We start from the raw sequence: 26,457 nt of genomic DNA, 5'->3' as shown, positions 1-26,457 counted from the left end.
AAAATAATGATTAAATTTACTTATCTTCGGGTAAGTCAATAAAAACCCTTTCTCCAGAGCTCAAACCCGAAAGAATCTGGGTTTTTTCATCTAAAACTTGACCGATAGTAACCGGTTTAAATTTAGGTTTTTCGTTCTCATCTGCGACCATGACCCCCGTTTCGCCATTTTTGGTAACAATGGAAACAGTAGGAACCACCAAAGCATTGCTAATTTCTTGTCCTAGAAATTTCACATCCACATTCATACGGGATAATAATTTTTCTTGCCCTGTCGGCCCTATGGCAATAGTCACTTCAAATGAGGTCACATTTGCCTCTACAACCGCTTCTGGAGCCATTAAAACCACCTTTCCTTGAAAAACTTCGTTGGGAAAAGCATCGGCGGTAATAATTACCGGCTGCCCTTGTTGAATCATGGCGATATCTACTTCAGGCACTTTAGCCACTACTTTTAATCCTCGGGCTAGGGCAACAATAGAACTAGAGGTAGCCGAAGCAGTGCTAGATGCAGAGGTGGTAGGAGTGACAAACGCCCCTGGATTAGCGTATTTTTGCGTAACAGTGCCATCAAACGGGGCGCGAATGGCCGTATCTTGGAATTGAATCACCACTTGTTCCACTTGGGCTTTAGCCGCCTCAGCCGCCGCTTCTAAACTGGCTATTTCAATTTGAGCAGTTTGTTTGCGCTCTTCGACTTGAATCTGCGCCTCAGCCATTGCGGCTTGAGCTTGCAGGGCTTCTTGTCTCAATTGGTCAATTTCTGGGTTTTGTGTGTTTTTTGCTTGTTCTAGTTTGTTCTGAAGCTCAATAAAGTTAGCTAAGGCACTATCATAAGCATTGACGAGTTCACGATATCTATCCTTCGTGATGGCTCCTTCATCTAATAATTTTCGATTATCTTGAACACGAGACTCAGCTAATTGTAGTCCAGACCGTGCAGAGATAATTTGGGCTTGAATTTGCTCAATTTCTCGGGGAATTCTTGCTGTTGCTCGTTTCAAGCTGGCTTTTGCTTGTTCTAGTTGCGTTTGTGCCTGGATATAACGAGTTTGAGCCTGTTGAATTTCACTGGGAATACGAACTTTAGCAGCTTCTAATTCTGCTAAAGCCTGCTTATAATTAGCTTCAGCATATTTGCCTTCCGCTTTAATTTCTGTGTGTTCCATAAGGGCTAAAATCTGCCCCTCTTTGACTCTCATCCCCTGTTCAACTCGCAACTGCACTAAACGCCCCGGATTTTTGGGGCTAATATTAACACTTTCGATGGGTTCTACGACTCCACTGGCTTCGATATCTACTGCCAGGCTTTCCCGTTGGGCCTTAACGGTCATTTTCTCGAGTTTACTCTCGGAAACGGGGGTTGTAGCCATTCTGTAGGTTAATCCCCCAACGAAGAGTAGTCCACCGGTCATAACGGCTAAAATCCAAGGAAGAGGACGACTTGCCTTATTAGATACAGAAATTTCCATAAAGTTATTTTTGTAAGAGATTCAACAAAACGAGAAATTAACTCCTCTATACTAACCTTTCTGTTGTGCTATGGCATAGCAAACCACAGCAACCATTAAACAGCTTTTGTTTATTTACTCATCTTGAATAGTTCCCATTTACTGCGCATCATCACAGTCTTAAAATTCTAATAGCAAAAATTAATTGATATAATCTTATTCTAATATTTATGATACTCGTATAAACAAGATTCAATTAGTTAAACTAGTAAGTCTAGCTCTAGTTGTTTATATCTTGGTCTCTTTTGTTCTAAGTTCTTTACTTGTATCATCGCTTCAATAACACTATTGGTTACCTCCCACATTAATACGGGTGGAACCGCATTTCCCAAAGCTCTATAAAGAGCAGTCTTAGCTCCTGGTAGTTTAAAACTCTCTGGAAACGATTGAATACGTGCCACTTCTCTTGGGGTAAACATTCTATAGCGATTATTAATTAATAGTATTGGGTCAGTGCTGTTGATGCTAACTTTAGCAAGATGCGCTCCCAGTGTATTACATGGTTTATCAAGAGATTGCACACGCCCTTTATTCATTGAAGTAAAGTGTTTTGTTTTTTGAAGTCCGGCGATCGCTCTTTCACTAAAATAGTATTTGTTGTCTATCTCGCTTTCATTTTCTAATACTTGTGCTAGGATTGGAGGCTTATTAAAAGTTGTAGGTTCTGGAAATTTAAAATCATCAAAAACGGACTTATTTTTAAAGCCAATTATAAAGACGCGCTCTCGTTTTTGTGGCACTCCAAAATGGGAAGAATTGAGAGTTGCATAAGTAACATAGTAACCACAATTTTCAAATTCTTTTACTATTAAAGGAAAAGCTTCCTTCTTATTCGCTGACAATATGCCTTTAACGTTTTCAGCAATGAAAACTTTTGGTTTTTTGGAGCGAATAACTCGGCACATTTCAAAAAATAGTTTACCTTTTTCATCTTTGTATCCTAAACGTTTTGGATTTTGGGCTACTACAGAAAATGATTGGCAGGGAAATCCTCCAGTCAAAATATCATGGTTTGGAATCTGTTTTGATGGCACATTTCTAATATCTGCTACATGACATTTAAGACTAAAATTAGCATCATAAATTTTAGCTGCTGATGGCTCCCAATCCAGAGAATATACAATTTTAATTGGAAGTTTTTTATAGTTTTTATGGAGAAATTGAAATCCTCCTTCAGCACCCAAGTCCATCCCTCCGCAACCACTAAATAAAGATGCTATGGTATAAATCTGTTTTTTTTTCATGCCAAAAGTTCCTCCCAATAGCCAGCACTTTCCTGATAGGTAATATCAGCACCGTTGCGTGGAATCATGTTTAGAAGGTCTTGTCTTTCCTTGCCTACAGGATCTTGAATGATAAACAAGGAGATGTCTTTTTTTGATATCATAAGTCTATAAATGTAGTATTTCTCCCTTGCACTTTTTGCTGTTCTCCATTCATTGGTCGACATACAAAATGATTTAGTTGCCAGCTTTCCAATACTTGTTGTAGTTTTCACTTCAATATATCTTAATTCTTCGTTGTTTACTTCGTAAGATTTGATATCGTAGCCTACTGCTAAGTTTTCAGGTATTTTAACAACTAAGTGAACTAGATCATCTCGACCATGTTTATGTAACCGATTTTTTTCGTGCTGAATTACTAAAGCTTCTCCTGTATCCCCGATTTCTTTTGTACTTAGAACTTTCCCTTTTTCTTTATCTTCTCTAATTTTTGTTATAACCTCCATGACTAACTTACTGATATTTTTATCAGTATTACTTGATTCTCCATATTCTTCAATAAATGTTAATACTAAATTTAATGGTAGGGTGAGCAAAACTCACCCTACCATATCTGAGTAAAAAATACTCTAACTTTGGGATAATCTTTGTACAGATTGTCCCCCTAATAATTCATGAGCTTCTGCTAATAAATTAGGAATTTTTTCTCTGTGAGGACTATCAACTAAACAGTTAGATAAATCTAATTGATTGACATTTTCAGCATTTTTACCAGGGAACCAATGACCGCCATTACCTAATAAATTATATCTCATTTTTCCATATTCATTCATATCATAAGCTAGGGCTAAATTCCTGAGCCATAATATTGTTCTGATGTTAATATTTCCTGGTGTTTCTTGATGAGTGGGTAAACCTTGCTCCCAACTTTTAAACCAATTTTCTCCTAAAACTTTCATAGCTTCTTCTTCTAATCTAGCTATGATGGGCTTTAGTATGGGTTGAGGATCATCTAATAAGGAAAGGGTTTTTAAATGTTCATCAAAATCTGTTGGACGAGCAGCCCCTAAACTGAGGGTGTGAACTTCTGGATGAGATAAACAAAACAAATTATTAAATACCATCGGACTCAAAGGTTGACATAATTCAACCAATTTTTTAGGGGGATTATAAAGTTTTCCGCCCTTATCAGAAGGACTAATAATAAACACACCCATATCATGTTTTTTAGCTGCTTCTATAGCTGGCCAATTAACTTGGTTAATATAGTACCAATGGAGATTAACATAATCAAAACAATCGGTTTCTATGGTCTTCTTGATAATATCAGTTGGTCCATGAGTTGAAAAGCCAATAAAACGAACTTTCCCCTGTTCCTGTAATTTTCGTGCTTCGTCTAAACAGCCCCCAGGACGAACACAATAGTCCAGAATTTCATCTGTATTAATGCCATGTAATCCCAATAAATCAACATAGTCGAGTTGCAAAAAATTTAAAGATTGGTTAAATTGTCGTCGAAATTCTTTAGGGTCTTCCTTAGGAGAAACTTTAGTTTGAACAATTAACTTTTCTCGAGGAAGTTTAGGCAAGACTTTACCTAATTGCATTTCTGATGTTCCATAACCTCTTGCCGTTTCAACATGATTAATACCAACTTCTAAAGACTGTTTAATAGTGGCCTCTAAATTACGTTGATTATCTTCAGGAATTTCCTTTTCAGGAACATCTTGCCACTTATGTTGATAACGCATTCCTCCACAGGAAAAAACAGGCATTTCTAATTCTGTGCGGCCAAATCTTCGATATTTCATGACAAATAATCTAATAATAATTAAATAAAGAACAAACAATGATTTTAAACAAAATCCGCTTGAGATACTCTCTCTTAAAAACTTGATAGGTTAACACTTGAAAACCCTACTATAGCAGTCAGTTATCAGTTGTGAGAATTAAGTCTAAGTATAAGGGAACAGGGAACAGGCAATAGGGAACAGGAAATAAGAAAAAAATATCTCATGAATCATTCCTGACTGCTATATCTCTTCTAAAAGATTGATAATCGGATTTAGTATTAAACTGTAGTGGGTTGAGTAATAATCTCTAGAATGCCTTGCTGATAATCATCTTTAAACAGAGAATCTACGCAAACTTGAGCGACTTTTATTCTAGGAATACTGCCTTCAAACAGAGTATCTGCGGATGACACCAAAATGGGATCTGAGTTATCTTCGTTCTTAAGACCACCAGGACGGACAATAGTGTACTGTAAACCACTATTTTCCAGATAGTTTTCTGCTTGTTTTTTCCAGTATAAGACTAACCAAAAAAGGTTAAGGGGATGAAAAAATTGGGAAACACAAAGGGAAGAAACCAAAACAAACTGTTCTATTCCTTGCCCTTTAGCGACGTTGACTAAATTTTTTGTTCCTTCGTAGTCCACCTGATAAGGTCCGCTAGGATCAAAACTCGGTCTTGCACCAGTGGCACAGAGTAAGACAGTACATCCCGTCATCGCTCTGGTTAAACTGTCCACATCTAGGACATCACCGACGACTAACTCGGCCTCAGGGGGCAAAATGGTCTTTGCTTTGTCTTGATCTCGCACTAATGCTTTGACAGAAATTTGACGATTGACCAATTCCTGGACAATTCTACGACCTGTCTCTCCGGTGGCACCTGCTACGAATGCTTTCATCGTCACACTCCTTTGACTTGATTTAAAATAGATACTGAGATACTTTAACTTTTCTTTATTGTATGAAGTTTCGTAAATTTCGTAACCTTATTAGGAGTCTGACGACCCCATAACCAGCAAAAAATCACTGTAAACTAACTTTTTAAGAAATCGTTATGCAATGTCAATGGCGCAATAATCATCCCAGTCAGGTTTCAGAGGTATCTTTAGACAATCTTGAAGAGCAACGACTCATTGAATCCTTAGAAACCAATCCCATCCATTTTAAGACCCAATTTGTGGGGTATATGGAAATGTATAGTGACGCTGATACAGTGGCCAACTATCTCAATGCTCATCAGGGATGGTTTTGTCGTTGTGCTGCACCCATGAAAACGGAAGCCATAGGGGATAACGGTTATATTTTAACGGTGGGACGGTTTGGGTCCTTTGGCTATGACGTAGAACCCAAGTTAGCAGTTGTCTTAGAACCTTCCATCAACGGGGTTTATGATATGCACAGTATTCCTATTCCCGATGAACCTTATTTGGGTTATGAAGTAGATTATAAAGCTTCCATGTCCCTTACAGAAATTCCTAGCCATTTAGCTGGTTCAGGTATAGAAAAAGCCTTTAAAAAACAGAAAAAATCAGAAGTTCCAGAGATTATTACGAAAGTAGAATGGAATTTAGCGATGGATGTAGCGGTACAGTTTCCTCAGTTTATTTATAAGTTGCCCTTATCTGTAATTAAAAAAACAGGCGATCGCTTATTAACTCAAATTGTTCGTCAAATTTCTCCCCGTTTAACCCATAAAGTACAAGAAGACTTTCATAAAGGACAAGATTTACCTATTCCTCCAAAAACTAGCCGTCATCTTGAAAAAATTGACGAATCTAGTTTAGAAGCAGCAGCTTAGTTTGAGTTCGGGTAGATTGGGAGACTGGGAGACTGGGAGACTGGGAGACTGGGAGACTGGGAGACTGGGAGACTGGGAGACTGGGAGATGGGGGAGACAGGGAGACTGGGAGATGGGGAAGCAAAATATTAATATTGTTCTAGTCTTCCCACACTTCCCACCCTTCCCACACTCCCCACCCTCATTCAACCGAGATTTTGATAGACCCAATTGAAAATTGTTTCTACTCTCCCCACTTTATCTTTAACCTTCAGGGTTTTCGCTGGCTTGAGCGTACTGCATAGCACGGATTAAATTATCCATAGCGTACTCCAAATGAAGACCAGCATCCACAGCAACCCATCCTTGTTCCGTGAGGTGTCGCCATTCAAAGTGAAGGTGTGGGCCAGTGGAATATCCTGTATTACCAAGTCGTCCAATAACTGTCCCTTGTTCCACCCATTCTCCAGGTTGTACGTAGATATCGGAAAGGTGAGCATAACGAGATTCTTGAGTGCCTTCTAGGTGACGTAGAGTTACCATTAAACCATAACCCCCAGACCAGTCAGCGTGGGAAACTTCCCCAGAATAAGCAGCTAATACGGGAGTTCCTTCTGGTGCGCCAAAATCAGTCCCGTTGTGCATTCTTCGGGTTCCAGCAATGGGGTGTATCCGCCAACCAAAAGCAGATGTCATGGTGGCCGCTATGGGTAAGGGAAAGATTAAATCTGTTTTCCGTGCTTGGGGTGCAGTGGGCGCATACATCGAAGCAGCGCGGTTATAACGGGGTAAGGGTTCTAAAGCAATGGATAGACCCCGACGTTGCATCGGTTGTAAGTTAAACACTTGTTCTGAGGCAATGGGGCTACGTTTTAAGCGCAACGGTTCGACTCTTGGAGCAGATCTAGCTCTAACTGGTTTAGCTGCCTGAGTGTTTTTTTTGGTTTGACGAGAGGCTAAGGTAACACGACGAGAGGGTAACTGTCGAGGGGCTTGTACTTTTGGTTTTTGAGTGGCCACTGCACCACAACTACCTCTGGATAACTGACCATTTTGGGCAACGGTTTTACAGCCGGTGGAACGTTCGGTTAAGACAACTTTACTGGGTGTTGTCACCGTTGGACTGGGGTTACTGTAGTTTTTGGGATCAATATAACTATGTTTCCCCTTAGTGGTAACAGAAGGGGATAATTGAATAGTTTGGGGTTGAGTAAGTGCTTGTCTTAAGGTTTTAGGGGGTTCGCTTTTCGAGGTTTGCGGATCTAATATTTTTGGGGCTGATAATTTAACTTTTGGTTTAGCGGTGTCACGAGTACGGGAAACTGAGGGTTTCGGTGACAGTTTGGGTTGATTAGGTTTATTAGAAGTCCGTCTTAGTACAGAGTTGGTATTACTAGAAGGAACCGGAGCAACCGAGGGAGAAACCTTCGGCACTTTTACAGGAGGTGGGGAAACGGGTTCTGGTTTAACGGTGGGGGTCGGAGTTTCGGGAATGACCAAGGTTTCTGATAGGGCGATCGCTCCGTTGAAACCGACTCCACTGGTTAAAATACCCAGTCCACTCACCAAGCTAATACCTTGTTTGACCAGGGTTTTTCTTAAAGGGGATTTTGATTTTAAAAGATCGTGTTTATTCATTTCCGTCTCACTTCTCACAGTTAGCGACTTGTTAAAGCATCATAACGAATTTTGGAACAAATCACTGACTTGATTAATAATGGTAGGATTAGCTATTGCTTAAAAAATGTCTTTATTCGTTGATATTTCCAGATTTAAACATTAAATAAGATTGAGGGGAAAAGCCTAATTTGGTATACAGTTTCAGGGCTGCTTGGTTGCGTTTAAACACCTGTAGGCCAATTTGATCATAGCCTTGCTGCTTAACCCATTGTTGTCCCTGTTGGATCAAGGTTGTGGCTAACCCTTGACGACGATGGTTCGGTTTAACATAGATTAAAAAGATGTGTCCGTACTGATGACCATTGACTTGATCGATGGCGGTTCCCATCCAGAGACAAGCAATCATGTCTGATTTTGTTTCCTTGTTGGGTTGATATTCTAGCCACCAAATAGGGGTTTTTGATGATAAATATTGGTCAATAGTCTTGCTTAAATGACTAAAATTAGACTGTTCGGGAAATAACTCTTGATATGTCAGTTGCATAAATTTCAACAGTCTGGCCTTATCTTGGGTTTTCCCCTGTTTTAAACGATAATGACGGGATAAAGCGGACATTATATGGTTATTTTTGATATTCTCTAAAGCTATAATACAATGTGATTTCCCTATTTTGTAAGGTGTGTGTGAGGAAAACAGTGATGAAAGTACATAAACAGGTCAACAGTCAGGGAAAGGCTACCCAGACATTCTGGCTAACTTTGGCGAAATATGGTGGACTAATGGGGTTAGTTTGGCTTATATTCTGTCTCCCGGCACAAGCTGCCCAAGAACTCCGTATTGCTATCAAAAAGGGCGTTAGTGCTGTGCAGGTGGGCAGTTCAACCCAGGCCATTGTCCGAGACGCTGGAGGGCGAGCAATGGGCAATTTAGCGGCTCTGGATGGCTTTACGGTGAAACCTGGAGGCAGTGGGGTTAACCTCAATCAATGGAACTCTAGTCATCTGATCATCGAACCCAAGGACGATGGGGTGATCTGGATCGGCGATCGCTGGTATCGGGGCAAGGTTCGGGTGATTCGTCAAGGAAAAGGGGTAACTGCTCTTAATTTGGTAGATATAGAGGAATATCTGTACAGTGTGGTTGGTGCTGAAGCTTATCCCACCTGGCCCCAAGAAGCTTTAAAATCTCAAGCAGTGGTAGCTCGAACCTATGCTCTCTACAAAGCGTCTCGGGCGACTAATCGTTATTATGATTTAGATACGACTACTAACACCCAGGTATATAAGGGGTTGCAAACGGAATTTGTCACCACTCATGAGGCGGTTAAGGCTACTTTAGGACAAGTTTTGACTTACAAGGGTAAAGTGATTTTATCAGCCTTCCATTCTTCTTCTGGGGGTCATACAGAAAATGTTGAGGATGTTTGGAGTTCTCCTCTGCCCTATTTACGGGGTGTGGTAGATTATGATCAATTAGCTCCTGTGTTTCAATGGAATAAAACCTTTAGTGCTAGGGAAATGGGTCGTCTCATCGGTGGCGTGGGTTCGGTGCGATCGCTTATTCCTGAAAAAATTACGCCTCATGGACGCATTATTACTATGAAAATTGTCGGTAGTGGGGGTTCTCGTAACATTACTGATGATGAGCTACGTAGGGCTTTAAAGCTCAAAAGCACCTTATTTACTATCTCTAATAATCGCGGAACTTTTACTATTGAAGGGAGGGGTTATGGTCATGGTATTGGCTTAAGTCAATGGGGAACCCATTATTTAGCTCAACAAGGTATTCGTTATGATCAGATTTTGAGTCATTATTACAAAGATGCTCAATTAACTACCTTGAATTAATTAAAGAATACTGACGGTTAGAAACTATTTATTCTCATTCAATAATGGATAATAATTCAAGTTCCCAGATTAGATTATTTCTAGCTGTCTGTTCAAATCTTTCCTGACATAATTGAGTTTTATATAAGGTCTTTTGCTGAAGAAATGTATTTAAAATTTTGCTTCTTCCCTGATTATAAATTTTGTCAGGGTAGATTGCATATTCTTGTCTAATTTTTTTTGTATATTCTATGTATTGATTTCTCTGTGTCCCTAAGATAGCTAAATCTAAATCTAATAACCAATTTATATCTAGTTCTTTTTTTGCACTATGATTTTTTGTGGCAATAATTTGCGAAAAGCACTTTTTGATTTTTTGAGTCGGATAATTGATCATTAATAATCTTTTTTTTGCTATGTCAGCACTTTTTAATTCATTATTTTCTCCAGGAATTTGATAAACAATGTCATGATAAAATATTGAAAATAATAAGGTATCAAAATCTTGGATATTATTTTGATACTGAAAGGCTAAATTAAGGAGATGAATGAGATGACTAAGATTATGATAATATCTTGATAATTGTCCATAAGCTGTTTCAATTTCACTCCAGCTTTCTTGGCAAAATACTAAGTTTGAGTGGTTATAACTGACTAAATTTAACCAAATATTTTTGAGTTCATTAATCGTCATCATAGCTTTCATTTTTTACAAATAAATAAATGACCCTATTTTTCTTTTATAAACCTTGCAGAATATTAAAAGCAAAAGCTCTGTAGCTCACCTCATGAGTATGGGAAATGCTATAAGTTCCGTGTCCAGCAACGGAAAATTTACAGCTGGATTAATTTTGTTTATTTAAAGACCAGTCATAATCTAAATAGTTAATTCGATAATTGCCTTGTGCCAAATAGGTCCTAATTTCGGGAGGGACATATTGACTGATAAAATTAAGTGCTGCTTTTTCGCGCTCGCTACCAGCAAATTTTTCGTCACTACTGTAGGTTTCGAGCCAATCTTCACCAAACCATTTAAAAATTGCCGAAATAGAAACGCGATTATTTTGTCGATCTATCTGAAAACCATGAGGACTAGCAATCCATTTTTGGGACTGCTCTGCCAATTGTGCGTCTAACCGTTCGGGAACATAAGGCTCATTACGCAGGGGTGGACAGCTAATTGCAGCACAAACCAAAGCAGCATGAATTCTCGGCTCATTAAACTCTTGGCGAATGATATCGTGTTCGATATTGTCTAGAGTTTTTTCAGTTTGAGCGAGGGAAAATTTGCGTCTTTTCCACACACCAGGAATCTTGCGGATACTGTCTTTGAGGGGATTTTGGTCGATAATTGACTCTAAGGTAAATGAATTGTAGGCATTAATTAAGAAAGCTAGTTTTTCCTCTTGACTCCAGCTATTGTAAACTGCGGGGGAAACTTCTCCCAAAGAGCGATTAAAGCGATCTAGTTGTTCTCGATTAGCCTGTAACCCCTCATAATCCACTAGTCCACCCTCGTCCACATATGTTTCTAAAACCGTAGCATAATCTTGATAATCAAAAGGATTACCATTGACAATTGTTTCAATCTGACTTTTATCAATGGGAGAACTTTCGCTTTGCGCTTCCTTGTCAACTGCTCCACAACTAGCAATTCCCCATGCTATAAGCAAAAAAATAATTGGTATTACTCCCTTGTTCATAATCCTCTACTCTAAGTTCGTTCCTTACTAACTATGTGAACTACCCCAACTAATTGCAAGCAATATAGTTGGGGTTTCCAATCTCATTGGGAATTGCGTCTAAGAGGTAAGAAATCTTACCTCCTAGCCGTCTTACATTCCCTCCATTAGCAGTATCGCTAGTCCCTAACGACAATATCCGTAAGGCTTCATTTCTAATATTTATTGATGCGTTTATGTCACGGTCATGGTTTGTGTGACAATGCTCACAAGTCCAGTTTCTAATCTCAAGAGGTAAGCTATCTACTTGATTTAGACATACATGACAAGTCTTAGAACTAGGGAAAAATCTATCAACTTCAATATAAGTTTTTCCTTCGTTTTCTGCTTTGTATTTGAGCATTGTACAAAACATTCCCCAACCACAGTCACTAATAGCTTTAGCTAAGTTATGATTTTTCACCATTCCCTTGACATTGAGATTTTCTACAGCAATAACTTGGTTTTCGTTGACTATCTTACGGGATAGTTTGTGTAAAAAATCTTCTCGACATCTAGAGATTTTGGAATGGACTTTAGCTACTAACCGTCTAGCTTTTTGCCTAGTATTACTCCCCTTTTGTTTACGAGATAATTTTTGTTGCTTACGCTTTAAGTTCTGTTGATGTTTAGCTAAATGTCTAGGATTATCAAATTTGGAACCATCACTGGTCACAGCAAAATCAGTTAATCCTAAATCTATTCCTACTGCTTTGCCTTCTGTTGAGGTTTCTGGTTTCTCTAGACCATCATCAACTGTAACCGAAGCATAGTATTTGCCATCACTGTTTTTTGAGATAGTAACTGTCTTAATAGTTCCCTCAAAATCTCGGTGACGACGACAATAAATTTTACCTATCTTTCGATTTAGTTTAAGGTAATCACCTTCAAACTTAACATTAGCAGGATAACTCATGGATTGCCTACCATGCTTTGATTTGAATCGAGGTAACTTCGCTCTTTTCTCAAAGAAATTTTGGTAAGCTCGTGAGAGATTTAAAGCTACAAATTGTAAACACTGAGAGTAAGCATCACTGAGCCAAGGATATTCTTTTTTAAGTCCTGGTAAAAGACCTTGAATAGCTCCCCTGCTCAAACTTTTACCCGTCTTTTGATAAGTTTTCTGGCATAAATCTAAAGAATAATTCCAATACCATCTACAACAACCAAAAGCCTTCGCTAATGCTTGCTGTTGCTTAGTATCAGGATAGATTCTAAATTTATATGCCTTGTACATTATCATCTACTTGCACGATTGCTAATATTATAGCACAAAGATAAGATGGCTCGGAGGTTGTGTTGTTTATTTTTTTGATTGTCATTCATCCCCACCTAACATATCAATATTTCTTTGAGAATTTATAGCTGGGGACTTCTGCCAATAATTTTGTTAAAACGAAAAATCTTAATTTTAGTTGAGAAAATGATAAAATAATCATTATTTTATAGCATTATACTTAAAACTAAATAAAAAAAATAAGATGAGTAACATTAATTCAAATTCCCAGAAAGCTAAAGGGTTAGTTAATATTCTAGTTATTATCCCCGTTCGTAATGAAGAAGCAACTATCATTAATGTTATTAACTCTCTACATGATTTAGGATTGCAGAAAATTCGGATTATTGATAATGGTAGCAGTGATCGCAGTGCAACTTTAGCGGAAAAAGCAGGAGTTGAAGTCATCTCTGAACCAATTGTTGGATACGGACAAGCTTGTTGGACAGGTTTACAGAATTTACCACCTGAAATTGAGTGGATTTTGTTCTGTGATGGAGATGGGAGTGATGACATAACACAACTTGAGGAATTTTGGCCCAAACAAAAAACCTATGACCTTATTTTAGGCGATCGCACTGCCACAGTGAAGGGTTGTCAAGTCATGACACCGGTACAAAAATTTGGTAACCGATTGGCTAGTTTTCTGATTCAATTAGGATGGGGTTATTCGTACCATGATTTAGGGCCTTTACGCTTAATTCGCCGTTCTGCATTAGAAAGTTTTTCCATGGAAGATAGGGGATTTGGTTGGACGGTGGAAATGCAAGTAAAAGCCGTTCAATCTAATCTAAATATTTGTGAAATTCCTGTAAATTACTATCCTCGAAAAGGAGGGAAATCAAAAATTTCGGGAACGATTTCTGGAAGTATTAAAGCCGGAATTATTATTTTGACGACCCTAGGAAATTTATATTTAAGAGATAAACTGAACTTTAATTCATCTAAATTTTTATTATTCTTTTCGTCTATTTTTTTGCTTTTAGGAACAATTTTAATTATTCCTAATGGGGATTTTCTCAAAATAGAAACTGTTCCTCCATTTTTGCAAGGGATAGGAATTATGGGATTGGGATTTTTTTTGTCTTGGGGAATTACTAATCTTTCAAAGGTTTGGTTTTGGACAGTTACAATATTGACTCGTTTATTGCTACTTCCCATGTATCCAGGTGATGATATTTGGAGATATCTTTGGGAAGGATATTTACAAACATTAGGAATTAGTCCCTATCATTTTGCTCCCGATGCAGTTGAATTAATACCCTATCGAACAGAATGGTGGTCTCTAATTAATCATCTTGATACCTCTGCTATCTATCCCCCTATTGCACAATGGGGATTTCGTTTTTTAGCGACAATTAGTCCCAGTGTAATGATTTTCAAATTGGGATTTATTGTTGCTGATTTGTTTATTTGTTGGTTGTTAGCTCGTCGTTTTGGTGAGAGAAGAACCCTACTTTATGCTTGGAATCCTTTAGTGATTTATTCTTTTGCTGGAGGGTCTCACTATGATAGTTGGTTTATTTTGCCTTTAGTAATTTCTTGGTTAATTTTTGATTCTAATCACAATCATGATTTTTCTTGGAGATGGGTTTCATCTGGTGTTTTCGTCGGGATTAGTATTGCAGTAAAATGGATATCTTTGCCGATTTTAGGCTTTTTAGTTTATCAAGCTTTTCGTCGGATTAATTTTTTCTTCGCTAGTTTAGTATTAATGAGTGGATTATTGCCATTAGTTTTAAGCGCAATTCCTTTTTGTTCTCTAGAAGAATGTCCTTTGATTCCTACTAGTTCTAACTTCGTTTCCTATGGAAAAAGTGCCGAATTTTTTCCCTATTTATTAGCTTTAGTTTGGCAAAATTCCCATCAATGGAATTGGATTTATGCTATTCCCTTAGTTATTGCTATCATTTGGTTATTAACTCAAACAAGAACTTTTCGCCAATTTAGTTTAGGATACTTTTTTTTCTTATATATAGTTTCTCCTGTTATTCATGCTTGGTATTTTACTTGGATTATTCCTTTTGCTGTAGTCAATCAAAATTTAGGAGTTCGTTTAATTAGTTTATCGAGTTTTATTTATTTTGTTTTACAATATCGTCAAGCATTAGGAGATACAAGTTGGTTTTTAAATAGTCAAGAAAGATTAGTTTTATGGTTACCTTTTATCTTGGGGTACTTGTGGACAATTTGGCAAAAGAAAGTTTGATAACTTCAACAGTCAACTGATTAATGATGAGCTATATAACTAAAATCTTTTGATAAGTATTAGTCCGAGAAAAGTAGCAGCAAATCCCCACAATAAACTAAACATTGTATAAACTAATAATAAGGTGTGTTTTTGATCTCTTAAGAGTAAATTATTTTCTAAAGAAAAAGAAGAAAAAGTAGTAAAACCTCCACAAAATCCTGTTACTAGAAATAGTATCCAATAAGGATGGATTGGGAATTTTTCAATTAAACCAATTATAATACCAATAATTAAACAACCGATTAAATTAACTGTTAAGGTTCCCCACGGGAAAATTGTTTCTATTTGTTCGTTAATTATTTTACTAATAAGATAACGACAACAACTCCCTAAACCCCCTCCTAAAAATACTAATAAAAACTGCATAGAAAAAAAATAATCAACTATTCATTAGTTTAGTATCAAATTCTACGAAATAAACTGCCAAAATAAGATATTATCAAGAGTTGAAGATACCTAAAGCCTTATCAATGCGAATTGAGCAACTACAAGCATTCTTGGTGATCGCAGAGACGGGTAGTTTTGGACAGGCAGCAACTAAGTGTAGCATTACCCAATCCACTATCAGCCGACAAATACAAGCCCTAGAAGCGAACTTAGGGGCTTTATTGTTTCACCGCTCAGCTCAAGCAAGATTGACGGTAGCAGGGGAAAAATTGTTGCCAAGAGCGAGAAAAATTTGTCAAGAATGGGCAACGGTTGGGCAAGAAATCAAAGATTTACAAGCAGGAAAACAACCAGAATTATGCGTAGCAGCCATTCATTCGGTTTGCTCCCATTTCTTACCGCCAATTTTACAAAAATTTTGTGTAGATTATCCTCAAGTACAATTAAGGGTGACGGCCTTAGGTAGCGATCGCACATTAAAGGTGTTAAGAGATGGTTTAGTGGATATTGCGATCGTCATGAATAATCGTTTTTTAACCACTAGCTCTGAGATGACTGTTGATTTATTATATGAAGAGAAGATTGATGTTTTAATGGCTGCGGATCATCCTTTAACTAGCTATAAAGAAGTTCCCTATACAGAATTAATGAAGTATCCGCAAGTAGTTTTTAAAGATGGTTATGGAATGCAAAGATTGCTACAGGAATGGTGTTCAATGCACAATTTAACTATCAATGCAGTGATGGAATTGAATACCCTAGATGCTTTTCGAGGGGTGGTTAGACAAGGAGAAATCGTCGCTTTGTTACCAGAAACTGCTTTAATAGAAAGCAGTAAAGATGAGAGTTTATCGGTGCGTCCTTTGCTTCCTATTGTAGATGAGTCTAACCCAAAACCTCTTCAACAATTAACTCGTCAAGTGGTTTTAGTTTCTACCAGCGATCGCATTACTATTCCTCCTATTGCTCATTTTTGCCATTTGGTTCGTCAACAAGTGAAGAAGTTTAATGATCCTACACTTAATCAGTCTGCTTCCTAAAACCGACATCTTGCACCTTCAAATAAAAGCCTAGTTTTCTTTGAGGCAGGAGTTGAAAGGCAGGAGGCAGAAGGATTAATACTTATATATCACGTTATATAGTAAGTTATAAGACATTTAAAAGCTAAATAATCTTATTTTTCAACTTTTTTATTCCCTCCTGCTTCCTGCACCCTGCCTTCTGCCTCTAATTATTAAGTATTCCTGTTCTGATGCAAGATGTAAGTAAAACCTATACAAACCTGGACAGACTTGCTTAATTAGTACATTTTTTCTAATAAAAACATTGACCAATTTACTCAATTCTTGAGAGAATTAACGGAGGAGTCTACTTAATATCATTAACAAAACTTAGAAATATGCCACGTATTCGGTCTATTCTCTCTTTATTATTGGTGGCTGTGGCCATCTTCTGTGTTAGTTGTGGGGGTCCGAAAGCCTCTATTCCCACTACCTATTCTCCCGAAAAAATTGAACAATTACAGATTCTGGTTGAACCCATTGAGGAAGCAAAGGAAAATTTAAACATTCTCAAAGGTTTTATTGCGGATCAAAATTGGATCGATACCCGTACTTATATTCACGGGCCTTTAGGGGGTCTTCGTCAAGAAATGAGTAGTTTAACTCGTTCTTTGTTACCAAAAGATCAAAAGGAAGCGAGAAATTTATCTAAGGCTTTATTCAGCGACTTTGAACGCTTGGATGCTGCAGCTAAGGAACGTAATGCAGTGGCTGCACAACGCCAATATCGTGAAGCAGTTGAGCATTTACAAGGGTTCTTAGATTTACTTCCCAGTAGTTAAGGTCATTTTAAATGTAATATTTTGGGGGGCATAATTATTATGCCCTCTACTTATTTCAGCTTTTAGATTATTAATTATATGACTCGTATTACTATTATTGGTGCCGGTGTAATTGGATCGTCTATTGCCTACGAACTAAGTTTAATTAAGGGTTTAGATATTACCCTAATTGATGAAAAAAAACCTGCTTCTGGTTCAACAGGGGCAGCTTTAGGGGTTTTAATGGCTATTATTAGCCAGAAAAAAAGGGGAAGGGGTTGGAAACTTAGGCAGCTTAGTTTAGAACGTTATACAACTTTAATTCCTGAGTTAGAAGGGTTAACAGGTAAGAAAATTCCTGTTAACCATCAGGGTATTTTAATGTTACGGTTTGCTGATGATCCCTTAGAAAGATGGGATAAATTACAAAAATTTCGTCATGATAACGGATACCCTCTGGAAATTTGGGATCGAAATGAGTTATTAAAACGCTGTCCTCAAGTACAAAATGATCGTGTGATTGGGGCAATTTATTCCCCTAATGATAAACAAATTAACCCGACTATTTTAACTGAATCTCTTGTTTTAGCTGCCTCTCAAAACGGTGTAAATTGTCAGTTTGGAGTCAAAGTTGAAAATATTACTTCAATGGGTATAGATAGTGCAAATAATGGTCAATCGTACCATATAAAAACGTCATACCAGACCCTAGAAACGGATTGGTTAATTATTTGTGCTGGTTTGGGTTCGACTCCTTTGATTGATCACCTGCAACCTATGGTTAAAATTAAACCTGTTCTTGGACAAGCATTACAAATTAAGTTGAATCATACTTTAGGAAATGTAAATTTTCAACCTGTGATTACTGGGGAAGACATCCATATTGTTCCTATTAATAATCAAGAATATTGGATAGGTGCAACCTTAGAATTTCCTAATCAAAGGGGAGAGGTAAAGCCAAATATTGAGTTTTTAGAACAGGCAAAAAAACAAGTTTTTTCTGTCTTTCCTGAATTGAGAAAAGGAAAAATTGTTAATACTTGGTCGGGAAAACGTCCTCGTCCCGATGGAGAAGCAGCACCTATTATTAAAGAAGTTCCTAACTATCCTGGTGTATTATTAGCTACTGGTCATTATCGTAACGGTATTTTATTAGCTCCTGCAACAGCTTTAATGATTCGAGATAAAATTATGGAAAATGCTTTAAAATAAAATTATTATGTTTAATATTATTTTTGTGGTTTTAATTGTCTTAACTGGTTCAGCAATTTGTGCTTGTGCAGAAACTGCTTTATTTTCTGTTTCACGGGTTCGAGTTAAACAGTTAGCACAGTCTAAGAAAAAAACAGCAATAGTTTTACAGTCAATTCGCAGTAAAATGAACCGTCCTATTGCTACTATTGTTATCCTAAATAACATTTTTAATATTGTAGGCAGTATTGTTATTGGTAGCTTGGCTGCTAGTGTTTTAGGAGATGCTTGGTTAGGATTATTTTCTAGCGTTTTAACTTTTCTAATTATTGTCTGCGGTGAGATTATTCCGAAAACTATTGGGGAAAGGTATTCTGAACCCATCGCTCTATCTGTTGCCATTCCTGTACAATTTTTGACAGTCATTTTTACCCCTCTAGTTTGGTTAATGGAACAAATAACTTCTCCTTTTACTAAACAGGGAAAATTACCGACTACCAATGAAACAGAAATCCGTTTTTTAACTATGATTGGTCATAAAGAAGGAGTGATCGAAGACGATGAAGCAGAAATGATTCAACGAGTATTTCAACTCAATGATTTAACCGCAAGCGAGTTAATGACTCCTAGAGTAATTGTCACTTTTTTACCAGGAGAATTAACTTTAATAGAGTCTCAAGAAGAAATTATTAATTCTGAACATAGTCGCATTTTAGTTATTGAAGAATCTATCGATAAAGTAATTGGATATTGTCTTAAAGATGAATTACTTACAGCTATTATTAGAGGAAAAGAAAATAAGAAAATTAATCAGTTACTTCGTCAAGTTTATTATGTTCCTGAAACCATTAAAGCGGATAAGTTACTCAAGACTTTTCAAGATACTTGTGAGCATTTAATGGTTGTTTTAGATGAATATGGTGGAGTTGCAGGAGTAGTAACCTTAGAGGATGTTTTAGAAGTATTAACCGGGGAAATAGTTGATGAAACTGATCGAATTATTGACTTACAAGAAATTGCTAGAAAAAAACGTAAAGTTTTATTGAATTCCAGAGGTATAAAACCTTAATATTTTGTAACTTGAGAAAAACTTATCTGTCTAACAAGAAATTTAAAACTTAATGCTATTTCTTTTTTCAACAATATTAGGCATAATTAGGGATGCGAAAAAATAAACAAAAGAAGAGGCTTTTATCTTATGGAAATGAGCAATCTCCAATTATGGGTGATGTTACTGTTAAATAGTCTATTTTGTTTGTTAGTTCCCCGACTCTTGACAACTAAGTGGACGACCTTATTATCTGCAAAGCATAAGTCTTCCGTTACAGCAACTCAAGAAAGTTAATTGTTGTTAATTGTTATTAATTTATCGTCAATTTTTGTTCTCCACTCAGGAAAAATAACCAAATCACCACAATCAACCAATGAATGACCACGGGAGGCCATAAAGAAGCGGTTATTGTGTAACTGATAGCACAAATAATCCCTAATAACCCAGCAAAGAATAAGAAGATTGGTTTTCTAAATACATTTCTCCCTTGGGGATAGAATAATAAAGCGTTGAGGGGATGATAAACGATAAATGAACTTAGACTTAAAGTTACCCAAAACAGCCATTCTATGCCATAAACTCCTTCAAAGGAATGGGGGAGTAAAATAACCCGAAACACCAATTCTTCTATGAAGGCTGGCAAAAAGAAAAGTTGTAGAATTTGAAAACATTTTTTAGGGGAAATATCAACTAATTTCCAGGTCAAAAAACCGCTTTTAAAGCCAAGAGAAAGAACAATTATGCCATAACTTAATAAAAGTCCTAAACTAAGATACCAATCTTCAGGAGAAAGAGGATAAGTCAGGGCTGAAATGACTCTCGTGAATACAGTTGAAAATAAGGGAATTTGACCAAAAAGGAAAGTGGGAGCTAGGGGCAAAATAGTTGCATCCCAGCCTAGAATTTGATTAGTTCTCAAAAACCATAAACTGGCATTATTGTGTAAAAAAATAGAACTCATTTCATCATGGGCGCGACGGGGCAACATAGTTCGCCAACTTCGCAGTCCAGATAAGATAGTTTCACCTGTGGTTAAACGTTCTCCCCCGGCTACTCCTGCTAAAACTTCGGCGTTTTGCTGCCAGTCAGCCCGAATAACCCCAGAGGGAACTAAAATTTTATTTAAGTTTTGAAGCAGTTGTTTGAGTTGCCCAAATAATGAATTTTCTATTTGTGAGGGATTTTCTTTTAACCAATTCATTAATTCAGGAGAAGAAATGACCTGTTGTTTTAACTTTTGCATGGCAATATATAGTGCCTGACTAGAGTCTTGAACACAAGAGGTAGAAGGAGTAACAGAAGAAACTCCAGTGCCATCTCCTGTGCGATAACGTGCCATCATTATTTCTATAGATTCTAATAGCTGTCTCCCAAAAGAAAGGGTTTGATTAGCTATTGTAAAATCGGATAAAACATCTAACTTAACAATAACATCAGACAAGGGGCGAGAAGCAACCCATCCTCTTTGTAAATCTCCTGAATAAGCTGACCAGTCAATCTTTCCAGAGATTATCCCTTGTGGATTTTGGGCATAAACTTGATAATAAATAATGTCAAATTGTAACTCCGATGTAAAAAAGTCTTTAACAACTTTTGCCACTCCATAAGAAAAATGTCCGGTTACTGTTCCACCAGATATTCTTTCCCCATTATCTCCTCCAATTCCTCCAAAAGCATGAATTACTAAGCCATAGTCTCCTTCTTTCCATTCATTTATTGCTTGTTCTCTATTCTGGTCAGAAGGCGCAATTAAAACACTTTGAAAAGACCCTTTTCTTTCTGGAGTATTTTGCCAATTTTCTCGGGCAATATAACGTTGTCCAGGCTGTAGATTTAATTCAACTCTTTCGGGTTTTAGTTGCACTAAAGCTCTTGGTTTTAAGGACTGTACGGTAAAAATTCCTTGTTTATCTTGAGCCCCATAAATATACCATCCCTCTTTTCCAGTTTCGGCGTTTTCCAGATAACGAGGGGTGGAAATAAACCGTCCATTATTACCTCGAGGTTGCTGGGGAATTCTGATTGTTTCAACAGGGCCATCAAAGCGTTGTGAAACTCTATTGTAGTGACGAACTTGATAATATTCTCCTGAACATGGTTTTTCTCCTGGACAATCTTCTGAGGGTTTTCTATTAATGTTTTTAGCTTCTCCTTCTATTTTTACTAATCCATAATAGCGACCAGTTATTTGTATAGGTTCTCTTTCAATTTTAATCAGTGTTTCTTCTACTTTTTCTGTCAATAAATCATCGTTTAAAACAGGTTCTACATTTCCTGTTAATTTTACTATTAAATCATCGTATTGACGTGCGCCGGCTAAGGATTGTAAAGGGCCGACTTGTTTCCTTCCATTGAGACGAGAAGGGACAACATCTCCCTTTTGATAAGCTTTTCTGGCTCTATCGTTGAATTTTATATCTGTAGTAACTTTCTCTACATAATTCACTTGGGGTGTCTCTTGCCAAGTTAAAGTTACAATTTTTCCTCTTAATTGTTGAAAGGTTTGTGGGGTATTATGTAGTTCAATTTTAACCCAATCTTTTTCTACCCATTGTGATTGTTTAGCAACGATTTCTTCTTGAGTTGGTAAAATTAATCGCCCTGTCCATTCAGCGACTGGTTGATATTGGTCACGGTTTATTGATTGGTTAAGGGGATAAAATTCTGGCCGATTAAAGTCAGCTTGCATACTAATAGCATAGTTAGAATTATTCTGAGCTTGTAAAGTATATTGACTAAAAATACTCACACAGAAAAATAATAATAGCCCTATGAATAGCCATTTTTAAATATCTCTAATGTCCCGAAAGTTAACCTTATTTTTAAATAGAAACTTATTCAAAATAGAACCTAAATTAGACATATTTTTAGATCATATAACTACTTATTGCAGTAGTATAACAAAGAAATATTTAATATTTAAGTTATTAACAAATTTCTCTTAGAAAAACGAGGCGAACCCTTAAGCTAATAGGAATTTAAACAACGTATTGACAAATTAGTAAACAAACCTTAAAACCCCCTCACTGTCTCATTGTCAGTCACTGCGGAGTGATTTAACTGCTTAACAGCTTACTATAAATTGACTTCGTAATGCTTACCATTAAAAGTTACTTTATCTCCACTGATTAATTGTCGTCCCCTTCTTGTCTCAACACAACCATTAACCATCACTTCTCCCCCTTGAATTCTTATTTTTGCTTCACCACCACTCTGTACTAAGTTTTGCCATTTCATAAACTGGCCCAATCTAATTATATCTAAAGACTTTTTGGGTTTTGAAGACACAGAAAACTCCCATAATACCTTACTATTATAGATAATAGCATAAAAAATTTAAAAGAATAAGACACCGGCGTTAACGACGGGCTTTTAATAATATGTTATAGTTAACTGTATTTTAGGGAATAAATATTATCGATTATGAGTAACTTTGACAAAAAAAGTGTTGTTATTATTGGTGGCGGACCTACAGGTTTAGGTACAGCATTAATGTTAGCAAAAAGAGGCTGGAAAAATATTACAGTCATTGAGAAAATACCCTCTTCTGATTATTATGAACCCGATAAATCTTTTAGTTATCAAATTGATGGTAGAGGACAAAAATTAACAGATTCATTAAATCTTACAGATAAAGTAGCTGATTTGAGTGTTGCCAATACAGACTTTTACTTAACAGTAATTAAACCCGACACAACACGCAAAACCAAAAAACTACCGATTATTGATCCTGAGAGAAAAACAGCCTATTTCTTACCTAGATCTGAGTTGATACAATTATTTTATCAAGAAATAAAACAGTATTGGCAAGATAGTATTCAAGTCTTATTTAACACCAATTGTCTGGAAATTAAAATTATCAAAAACCATTTAAAAATCATTACTCAAAGTGAAGATAATCAACCAATAACCTTGACTCCTACTTTATTAATAGGAGGTGATGGATTAAATTCTCTTGTCCGTCAAACTCTTCAAAAAAGTGAAGATAAATCCCACTTATTTGAGATGCAAAGGTTTCCTTCTCCTAGTTCTGGAATGAGGTATAAAGTGCTTACTTTGCCCCCTCAATTTCCCTTGTCAGAAGAAGAAAACGATATCAGCACATCAACAATTGCCTATGCTATTCGTTCAAGTTTTAAAGAAAAAAATAAGGCTATTTCTTTGGGTTTATTACCCTTTAAAAATCCTAATAAAACCAGAACGGCTAATATTATTACTTATGCAGATCATCACATTTGGCAATTAAAAACACCCGAAGATGTTGGACAATATTTTCAAAAAGCTTTTCCTCAAATTCCTATAGAAAAAATTCTTTCTCATGAAGAAATAGAAAGATTTACCTTTAGTCAAGGAGGAACATTTCCCATCCCTCAATATTGTTCGGGAGTCTATAAAATCTGGGGAAAACCTGATAATAATCAGGGAACTGCTGTTATCTTATTAGGGGATGCTGTCCATTGTTTTCCTCCTGATCTTGCACAAGGGGTTAATTCTGCATTAGAAGATGTTTATATTTTCCAGGAAATATTAACAGAAACTCAAGATAATCTTTCTCAAGCACTTCCCATTTATCAAAAGCGACGACAGAAAGATATTAAAGCATTAATTCGTTTAGTTCAGATTAGTTATCCTTGGCAATATAATCAAGATATTTTACAAAAAAGATTATGGAGTGTTAACTTTTTTGCTCGTTTACTTTTGAGTCGTTTCCTACCTTTTATGTTTAGTCCTCATTCTTTTGTGCTGATTCAAAATCATCAATTATCTTATTCAGAAATTTTAACTAAAAGCAATAGAACTACAAAAATGTTACTGAGTCTTGGGGTTATAGTAATTATTTTAATTGTATTATCTTTATTACTTAAAAGATGATTGATTTAAGTTTTTTAGGTGGTCAAAAATTTCTAGTATTACAATAGATTTAGATATAGTTAATTCAAATATAAATGAGACAAAACGTGGCTACTATATTGTAAACATAGTGAGCATCCTGCTCACACTACTCTGTTTCAAACTTATTTGAAACGACTATAAGTTTTGATTTGCCCACCCGACGATGTTGATTTTTATTGATTAAAATAGGGTATAATTAGGATAAAAACATAATAGTTTATCATTCTATGTTTAAAATTACAGCACAAGGAAAAATTATAACCTGTAATCAAGGGGAAAATTTACGCCGTGTTCTTCTTAAGAACAATATTGATCTCTATAATGGTCAAGCGAAAATTATCAATTGTCGGGGTATTGGAACCTGTGGTACTTGTTCTTTAGAAATAGAAGGTACAGTGTCTGAAGCTAACTGGAAAGATAAAACAAGACGTTCTCTACCTCCCCATTCTTTAGAAAAAAATCTTCGTTTAGCTTGTCAAACTAAAGTGTATGGAGATTTAAAATTAACTAAATACGACGGTTTCTGGGGACAAGGTGATAATGTGGTTTGGACTGCTGAAAACTCCGTCATTAACGACGAATTTTAAATAGATTTATAGGGATAATTTAGTAATTATCCCTAATAGTTAAAAACCTGAAAAGCTTAAATAGAATTAGCCCAATTTTTTGCCCAGTTTAAAGTTTGATGAACTTGTTTCATGGTCAAAGATTCGCAGTATAATCTTAAAACAGGTTCCGTTCCACTAAAGCGAATTAGTAACCAACTTCCATCGGTTAAACGATGTTTATAACCGTCTTTTGTATCACAAATTTCTACATTTTGACCAGCAATCTCTGTTAATGGTTTCGTCTCTAAATGGTGTAATAATTTAGCTCTAACTTCCATATTAGCTAAAGGCAAATCGATGCGATTATAAGCATTAAAAAAGTCTGTTTTTTCTTGTAGTTGACTATAGTATTGACCTAAATCTTTACCACTTTCCACAACTGCTTCTAAAACATATAATGCAGACAAAAGGGCATCCCTTTCAGGAATATGGGTTCCGTAACCAATTCCTCCTGATTCTTCACCACCAATTAAAACCTCAGCATTTAACATCCGATCAGCGATATATTTATAACCAATAGGAGTCTCATGAATAGGCAAATTATAAACGTCAGCTAAACGGGGAATTAAATCAGAACCACTGACCGTTTTAATAATCTCTCCTGTAAACCCTTTTCGCTTAGCTAAATGATCGATTAAGATGGGAATTAAAATCTGAGAACTAAGGAAGTTTCCCTGTCCATCCACCGCAGCAATGCGATCGCTATCTCCGTCAAAAACTAACCCTACTCTTAAACTATTATCCCCTTGACTTATAGCGGTTTTTATGGTATGGAATAACTTACTGAGATAACGGGGTAACGGTTCAGGCGCGCCCCCTTCAAACAAGGGATCGCGATCGCCATTAATCTCTTCGATAGGGCAACCCAACAGCCTTTCCAAACCACTGGCCGCAGCCCCGTGCATCACATCGGCAAAAACTCTTAATTTCCCCGCTTTAATTGCCCCTTGAATGGCGTTGATATCTACTTTTTGACGTAGGCCTTGACAGTAGCTTTCCCAGGGGTCAAAATGGCTTAAACTGCCAGGGGAGGCGGAAAACTGAGGTGGGTTAGGAAGCAATTCCTCTATTTGTTGGGTAATTGCTGGTGCTACTGATCCCCCGAAAGCCCCTTTCACCTTTAACCCTAGATACTTGGCCGGGTTATGACTAGCTGTTAAAACGATCGCCCCTAATGCGTTTTGCACTTTGGCTGCCCAACTAAAAGCCGGAGTAGGGGCATAAGACTCCGATAAAATAACATCGTAACCTGCTTCGATGATTGCGTTGGCAGTCACCTCAGCAAACTCTTCTGCCAAGAAACGGCGATCATAACCAACAATAATTTTGCGCTCGCTGCTAGAAGTGCCGTAATTTTCTTCTAAAATCTTAGCGCACAAAGGAGCCAGCAGTGCCACTCTTTCAAAGGTAAAGTCGGCTGCTATTACCCCACGCCAGCCATCGGTTCCAAACTTGATCGGATTTTGAGTAAAAGCCATATAAATCCTTAGAATTTTTCACACTA

General features: G+C 36.8%; 23 protein-coding genes. 9 read left to right on the top strand and 14 right to left on the bottom strand.

All coding sequences use genetic code 11. The features are described from left to right. Positions 1-16: 16 nt before the first annotated feature. The 5 genes from QNJ66_RS12680 to QNJ66_RS12660 all read right to left on the bottom strand — a co-directional run bounded on the left by QNJ66_RS12680 (position 17) and on the right by QNJ66_RS12660 (position 5,428). The gene (locus QNJ66_RS12680; RefSeq protein WP_300507300.1) at positions 17-1,471 is read right to left on the bottom strand and encodes an efflux RND transporter periplasmic adaptor subunit; all 1,455 of its coding nucleotides are present in this window, start codon (positions 1,469-1,471) and stop codon (positions 17-19) included. A 239-nt stretch (positions 1,472-1,710) separates the two neighbouring features. Continuing rightward, positions 1,711-2,754, bottom strand: a complete 1,044-nt coding sequence (gene dcm / locus QNJ66_RS12675) for a DNA (cytosine-5-)-methyltransferase (RefSeq protein ID WP_300507298.1) — start codon at positions 2,752-2,754, stop codon at positions 1,711-1,713. Continuing rightward, positions 2,751-3,329 (bottom strand): DUF3883 domain-containing protein, encoded by a 579-nt coding sequence (locus tag QNJ66_RS12670; RefSeq protein WP_300507295.1) that lies wholly within the window; start codon positions 3,327-3,329, stop codon positions 2,751-2,753. Before QNJ66_RS12670 ends, dcm begins: the two co-directional genes overlap by 4 nt. A gap of 33 nt (positions 3,330-3,362) precedes the next feature. After that, complete coding sequence (locus QNJ66_RS12665; RefSeq protein ID WP_300507292.1) at positions 3,363-4,544, bottom strand: aldo/keto reductase; 1,182 nt, start codon at positions 4,542-4,544, stop codon at positions 3,363-3,365. A gap of 260 nt (positions 4,545-4,804) precedes the next feature. Beyond that, positions 4,805-5,428, bottom strand: coding sequence for an SDR family oxidoreductase (locus QNJ66_RS12660; RefSeq protein WP_300507290.1), 624 nt, complete (start codon positions 5,426-5,428; stop codon positions 4,805-4,807). Between the two features lie 155 nt (positions 5,429-5,583). Between QNJ66_RS12660 and QNJ66_RS12655 the strand changes: the two genes are divergently transcribed. Beyond that, positions 5,584-6,327: a DUF1997 domain-containing protein gene (locus tag QNJ66_RS12655; protein ID WP_300507287.1), complete on the top strand. Its 744-nt coding sequence runs from the start codon at positions 5,584-5,586 to the stop codon at positions 6,325-6,327. A gap of 243 nt (positions 6,328-6,570) precedes the next feature. Here the strand turns inward: QNJ66_RS12655 and QNJ66_RS12650 are convergent, their stop codons facing one another. After that, positions 6,571-7,944, bottom strand: a complete 1,374-nt coding sequence (locus QNJ66_RS12650; RefSeq protein WP_300507284.1) for a M23 family metallopeptidase — start codon at positions 7,942-7,944, stop codon at positions 6,571-6,573. A 112-nt stretch (positions 7,945-8,056) separates the two neighbouring features. Beyond that, positions 8,057-8,542: an N-acetyltransferase gene (locus tag QNJ66_RS12645; RefSeq protein WP_300507281.1), complete on the bottom strand. Its 486-nt coding sequence runs from the start codon at positions 8,540-8,542 to the stop codon at positions 8,057-8,059. An 83-nt stretch (positions 8,543-8,625) separates the two neighbouring features. Between QNJ66_RS12645 and QNJ66_RS12640 the strand changes: the two genes are divergently transcribed. Next, positions 8,626-9,774, top strand: coding sequence for a SpoIID/LytB domain-containing protein (locus QNJ66_RS12640; RefSeq protein WP_300507278.1), 1,149 nt, complete (start codon positions 8,626-8,628; stop codon positions 9,772-9,774). A gap of 34 nt (positions 9,775-9,808) precedes the next feature. Here QNJ66_RS12640 and QNJ66_RS12635 read toward each other — a convergent pair whose 3' ends face one another. The 3 genes from QNJ66_RS12635 to QNJ66_RS12625 form a co-directional block, all read right to left on the bottom strand. After that, complete coding sequence (locus QNJ66_RS12635; RefSeq protein WP_300507275.1) at positions 9,809-10,450, bottom strand: hypothetical protein; 642 nt, start codon at positions 10,448-10,450, stop codon at positions 9,809-9,811. A gap of 148 nt (positions 10,451-10,598) precedes the next feature. Continuing rightward, the gene (locus QNJ66_RS12630) at positions 10,599-11,456 is read right to left on the bottom strand and encodes a DUF547 domain-containing protein (protein WP_300507273.1); all 858 of its coding nucleotides are present in this window, start codon (positions 11,454-11,456) and stop codon (positions 10,599-10,601) included. Between the two features lie 49 nt (positions 11,457-11,505). Beyond that, on the bottom strand, positions 11,506-12,711 hold the full coding sequence (locus QNJ66_RS12625; RefSeq protein WP_300507271.1) for an RNA-guided endonuclease TnpB family protein: 1,206 nt from the start codon (positions 12,709-12,711) through the stop codon (positions 11,506-11,508). 244 nt (positions 12,712-12,955) lie between these two features. Between QNJ66_RS12625 and QNJ66_RS12620 the strand changes: the two genes are divergently transcribed. After that, positions 12,956-14,959 (top strand): glycosyltransferase family 2 protein, encoded by a 2,004-nt coding sequence (locus QNJ66_RS12620; protein WP_300507269.1) that lies wholly within the window; start codon positions 12,956-12,958, stop codon positions 14,957-14,959. A 39-nt stretch (positions 14,960-14,998) separates the two neighbouring features. Here the strand turns inward: QNJ66_RS12620 and crcB are convergent, their stop codons facing one another. After that, positions 14,999-15,367 carry a fluoride efflux transporter CrcB gene (gene crcB / locus QNJ66_RS12615; RefSeq protein WP_300507267.1) on the bottom strand — a complete coding sequence of 123 codons (369 nt, stop codon included), beginning with the start codon at positions 15,365-15,367 and terminating at the stop codon, positions 14,999-15,001. 104 nt (positions 15,368-15,471) lie between these two features. Here crcB and QNJ66_RS12610 point away from each other — a divergent pair, with 104 nt between their 5' ends. From QNJ66_RS12610 to QNJ66_RS12595, 4 genes are all read left to right on the top strand, one after another. Further along, on the top strand, positions 15,472-16,428 hold the full coding sequence (locus QNJ66_RS12610; protein ID WP_300507336.1) for a LysR family transcriptional regulator: 957 nt from the start codon (positions 15,472-15,474) through the stop codon (positions 16,426-16,428). Positions 16,429-16,787: 359 nt separating this feature from the next. Then, complete coding sequence (psbQ, locus tag QNJ66_RS12605; protein ID WP_300507264.1) at positions 16,788-17,231, top strand: photosystem II protein PsbQ; 444 nt, start codon at positions 16,788-16,790, stop codon at positions 17,229-17,231. A gap of 78 nt (positions 17,232-17,309) precedes the next feature. Beyond that, on the top strand, positions 17,310-18,422 hold the full coding sequence (locus QNJ66_RS12600) for an FAD-dependent oxidoreductase (protein WP_300507262.1): 1,113 nt from the start codon (positions 17,310-17,312) through the stop codon (positions 18,420-18,422). A 7-nt stretch (positions 18,423-18,429) separates the two neighbouring features. After that, entirely contained in the window at positions 18,430-19,470 is a 1,041-nt protein-coding gene (locus tag QNJ66_RS12595) for a hemolysin family protein (protein WP_300507260.1), read from the top strand. 292 nt (positions 19,471-19,762) lie between these two features. Here QNJ66_RS12595 and QNJ66_RS12590 read toward each other — a convergent pair whose 3' ends face one another. Both QNJ66_RS12590 and QNJ66_RS12585 read right to left on the bottom strand, forming a co-directional pair. Further along, positions 19,763-22,201: a CPBP family glutamic-type intramembrane protease gene (locus QNJ66_RS12590; RefSeq protein WP_300507257.1), complete on the bottom strand. Its 2,439-nt coding sequence runs from the start codon at positions 22,199-22,201 to the stop codon at positions 19,763-19,765. 326 nt (positions 22,202-22,527) lie between these two features. Continuing rightward, complete coding sequence (locus QNJ66_RS12585) at positions 22,528-22,740, bottom strand: RNA-binding S4 domain-containing protein (protein WP_300507254.1); 213 nt, start codon at positions 22,738-22,740, stop codon at positions 22,528-22,530. A 135-nt stretch (positions 22,741-22,875) separates the two neighbouring features. On the opposite strand from QNJ66_RS12585, the gene QNJ66_RS12580 reads away from it, so the two are divergent. Together QNJ66_RS12580 and QNJ66_RS12575 are read left to right on the top strand one after the other, a co-directional pair. Next, positions 22,876-24,324, top strand: a complete 1,449-nt coding sequence (locus tag QNJ66_RS12580; protein WP_300507251.1) for an NAD(P)/FAD-dependent oxidoreductase — start codon at positions 22,876-22,878, stop codon at positions 24,322-24,324. 248 nt (positions 24,325-24,572) lie between these two features. Next, positions 24,573-24,932: a 2Fe-2S iron-sulfur cluster-binding protein gene (locus QNJ66_RS12575; RefSeq protein WP_300507248.1), complete on the top strand. Its 360-nt coding sequence runs from the start codon at positions 24,573-24,575 to the stop codon at positions 24,930-24,932. Between the two features lie 56 nt (positions 24,933-24,988). Here the strand turns inward: QNJ66_RS12575 and QNJ66_RS12570 are convergent, their stop codons facing one another. Then, positions 24,989-26,431 carry a phosphoglucomutase/phosphomannomutase family protein gene (locus QNJ66_RS12570; RefSeq protein WP_300507245.1) on the bottom strand — a complete coding sequence of 481 codons (1,443 nt, stop codon included), beginning with the start codon at positions 26,429-26,431 and terminating at the stop codon, positions 24,989-24,991. Positions 26,432-26,457: the final 26 nt, after the last annotated feature.

The organism is Crocosphaera sp. (assembly GCF_030064895.1).
Lineage (GTDB): Bacteria > Cyanobacteriota > Cyanobacteriia > Cyanobacteriales > Microcystaceae > Crocosphaera.
This window is presented reverse-complemented; position numbering and strand designations above follow the sequence as displayed.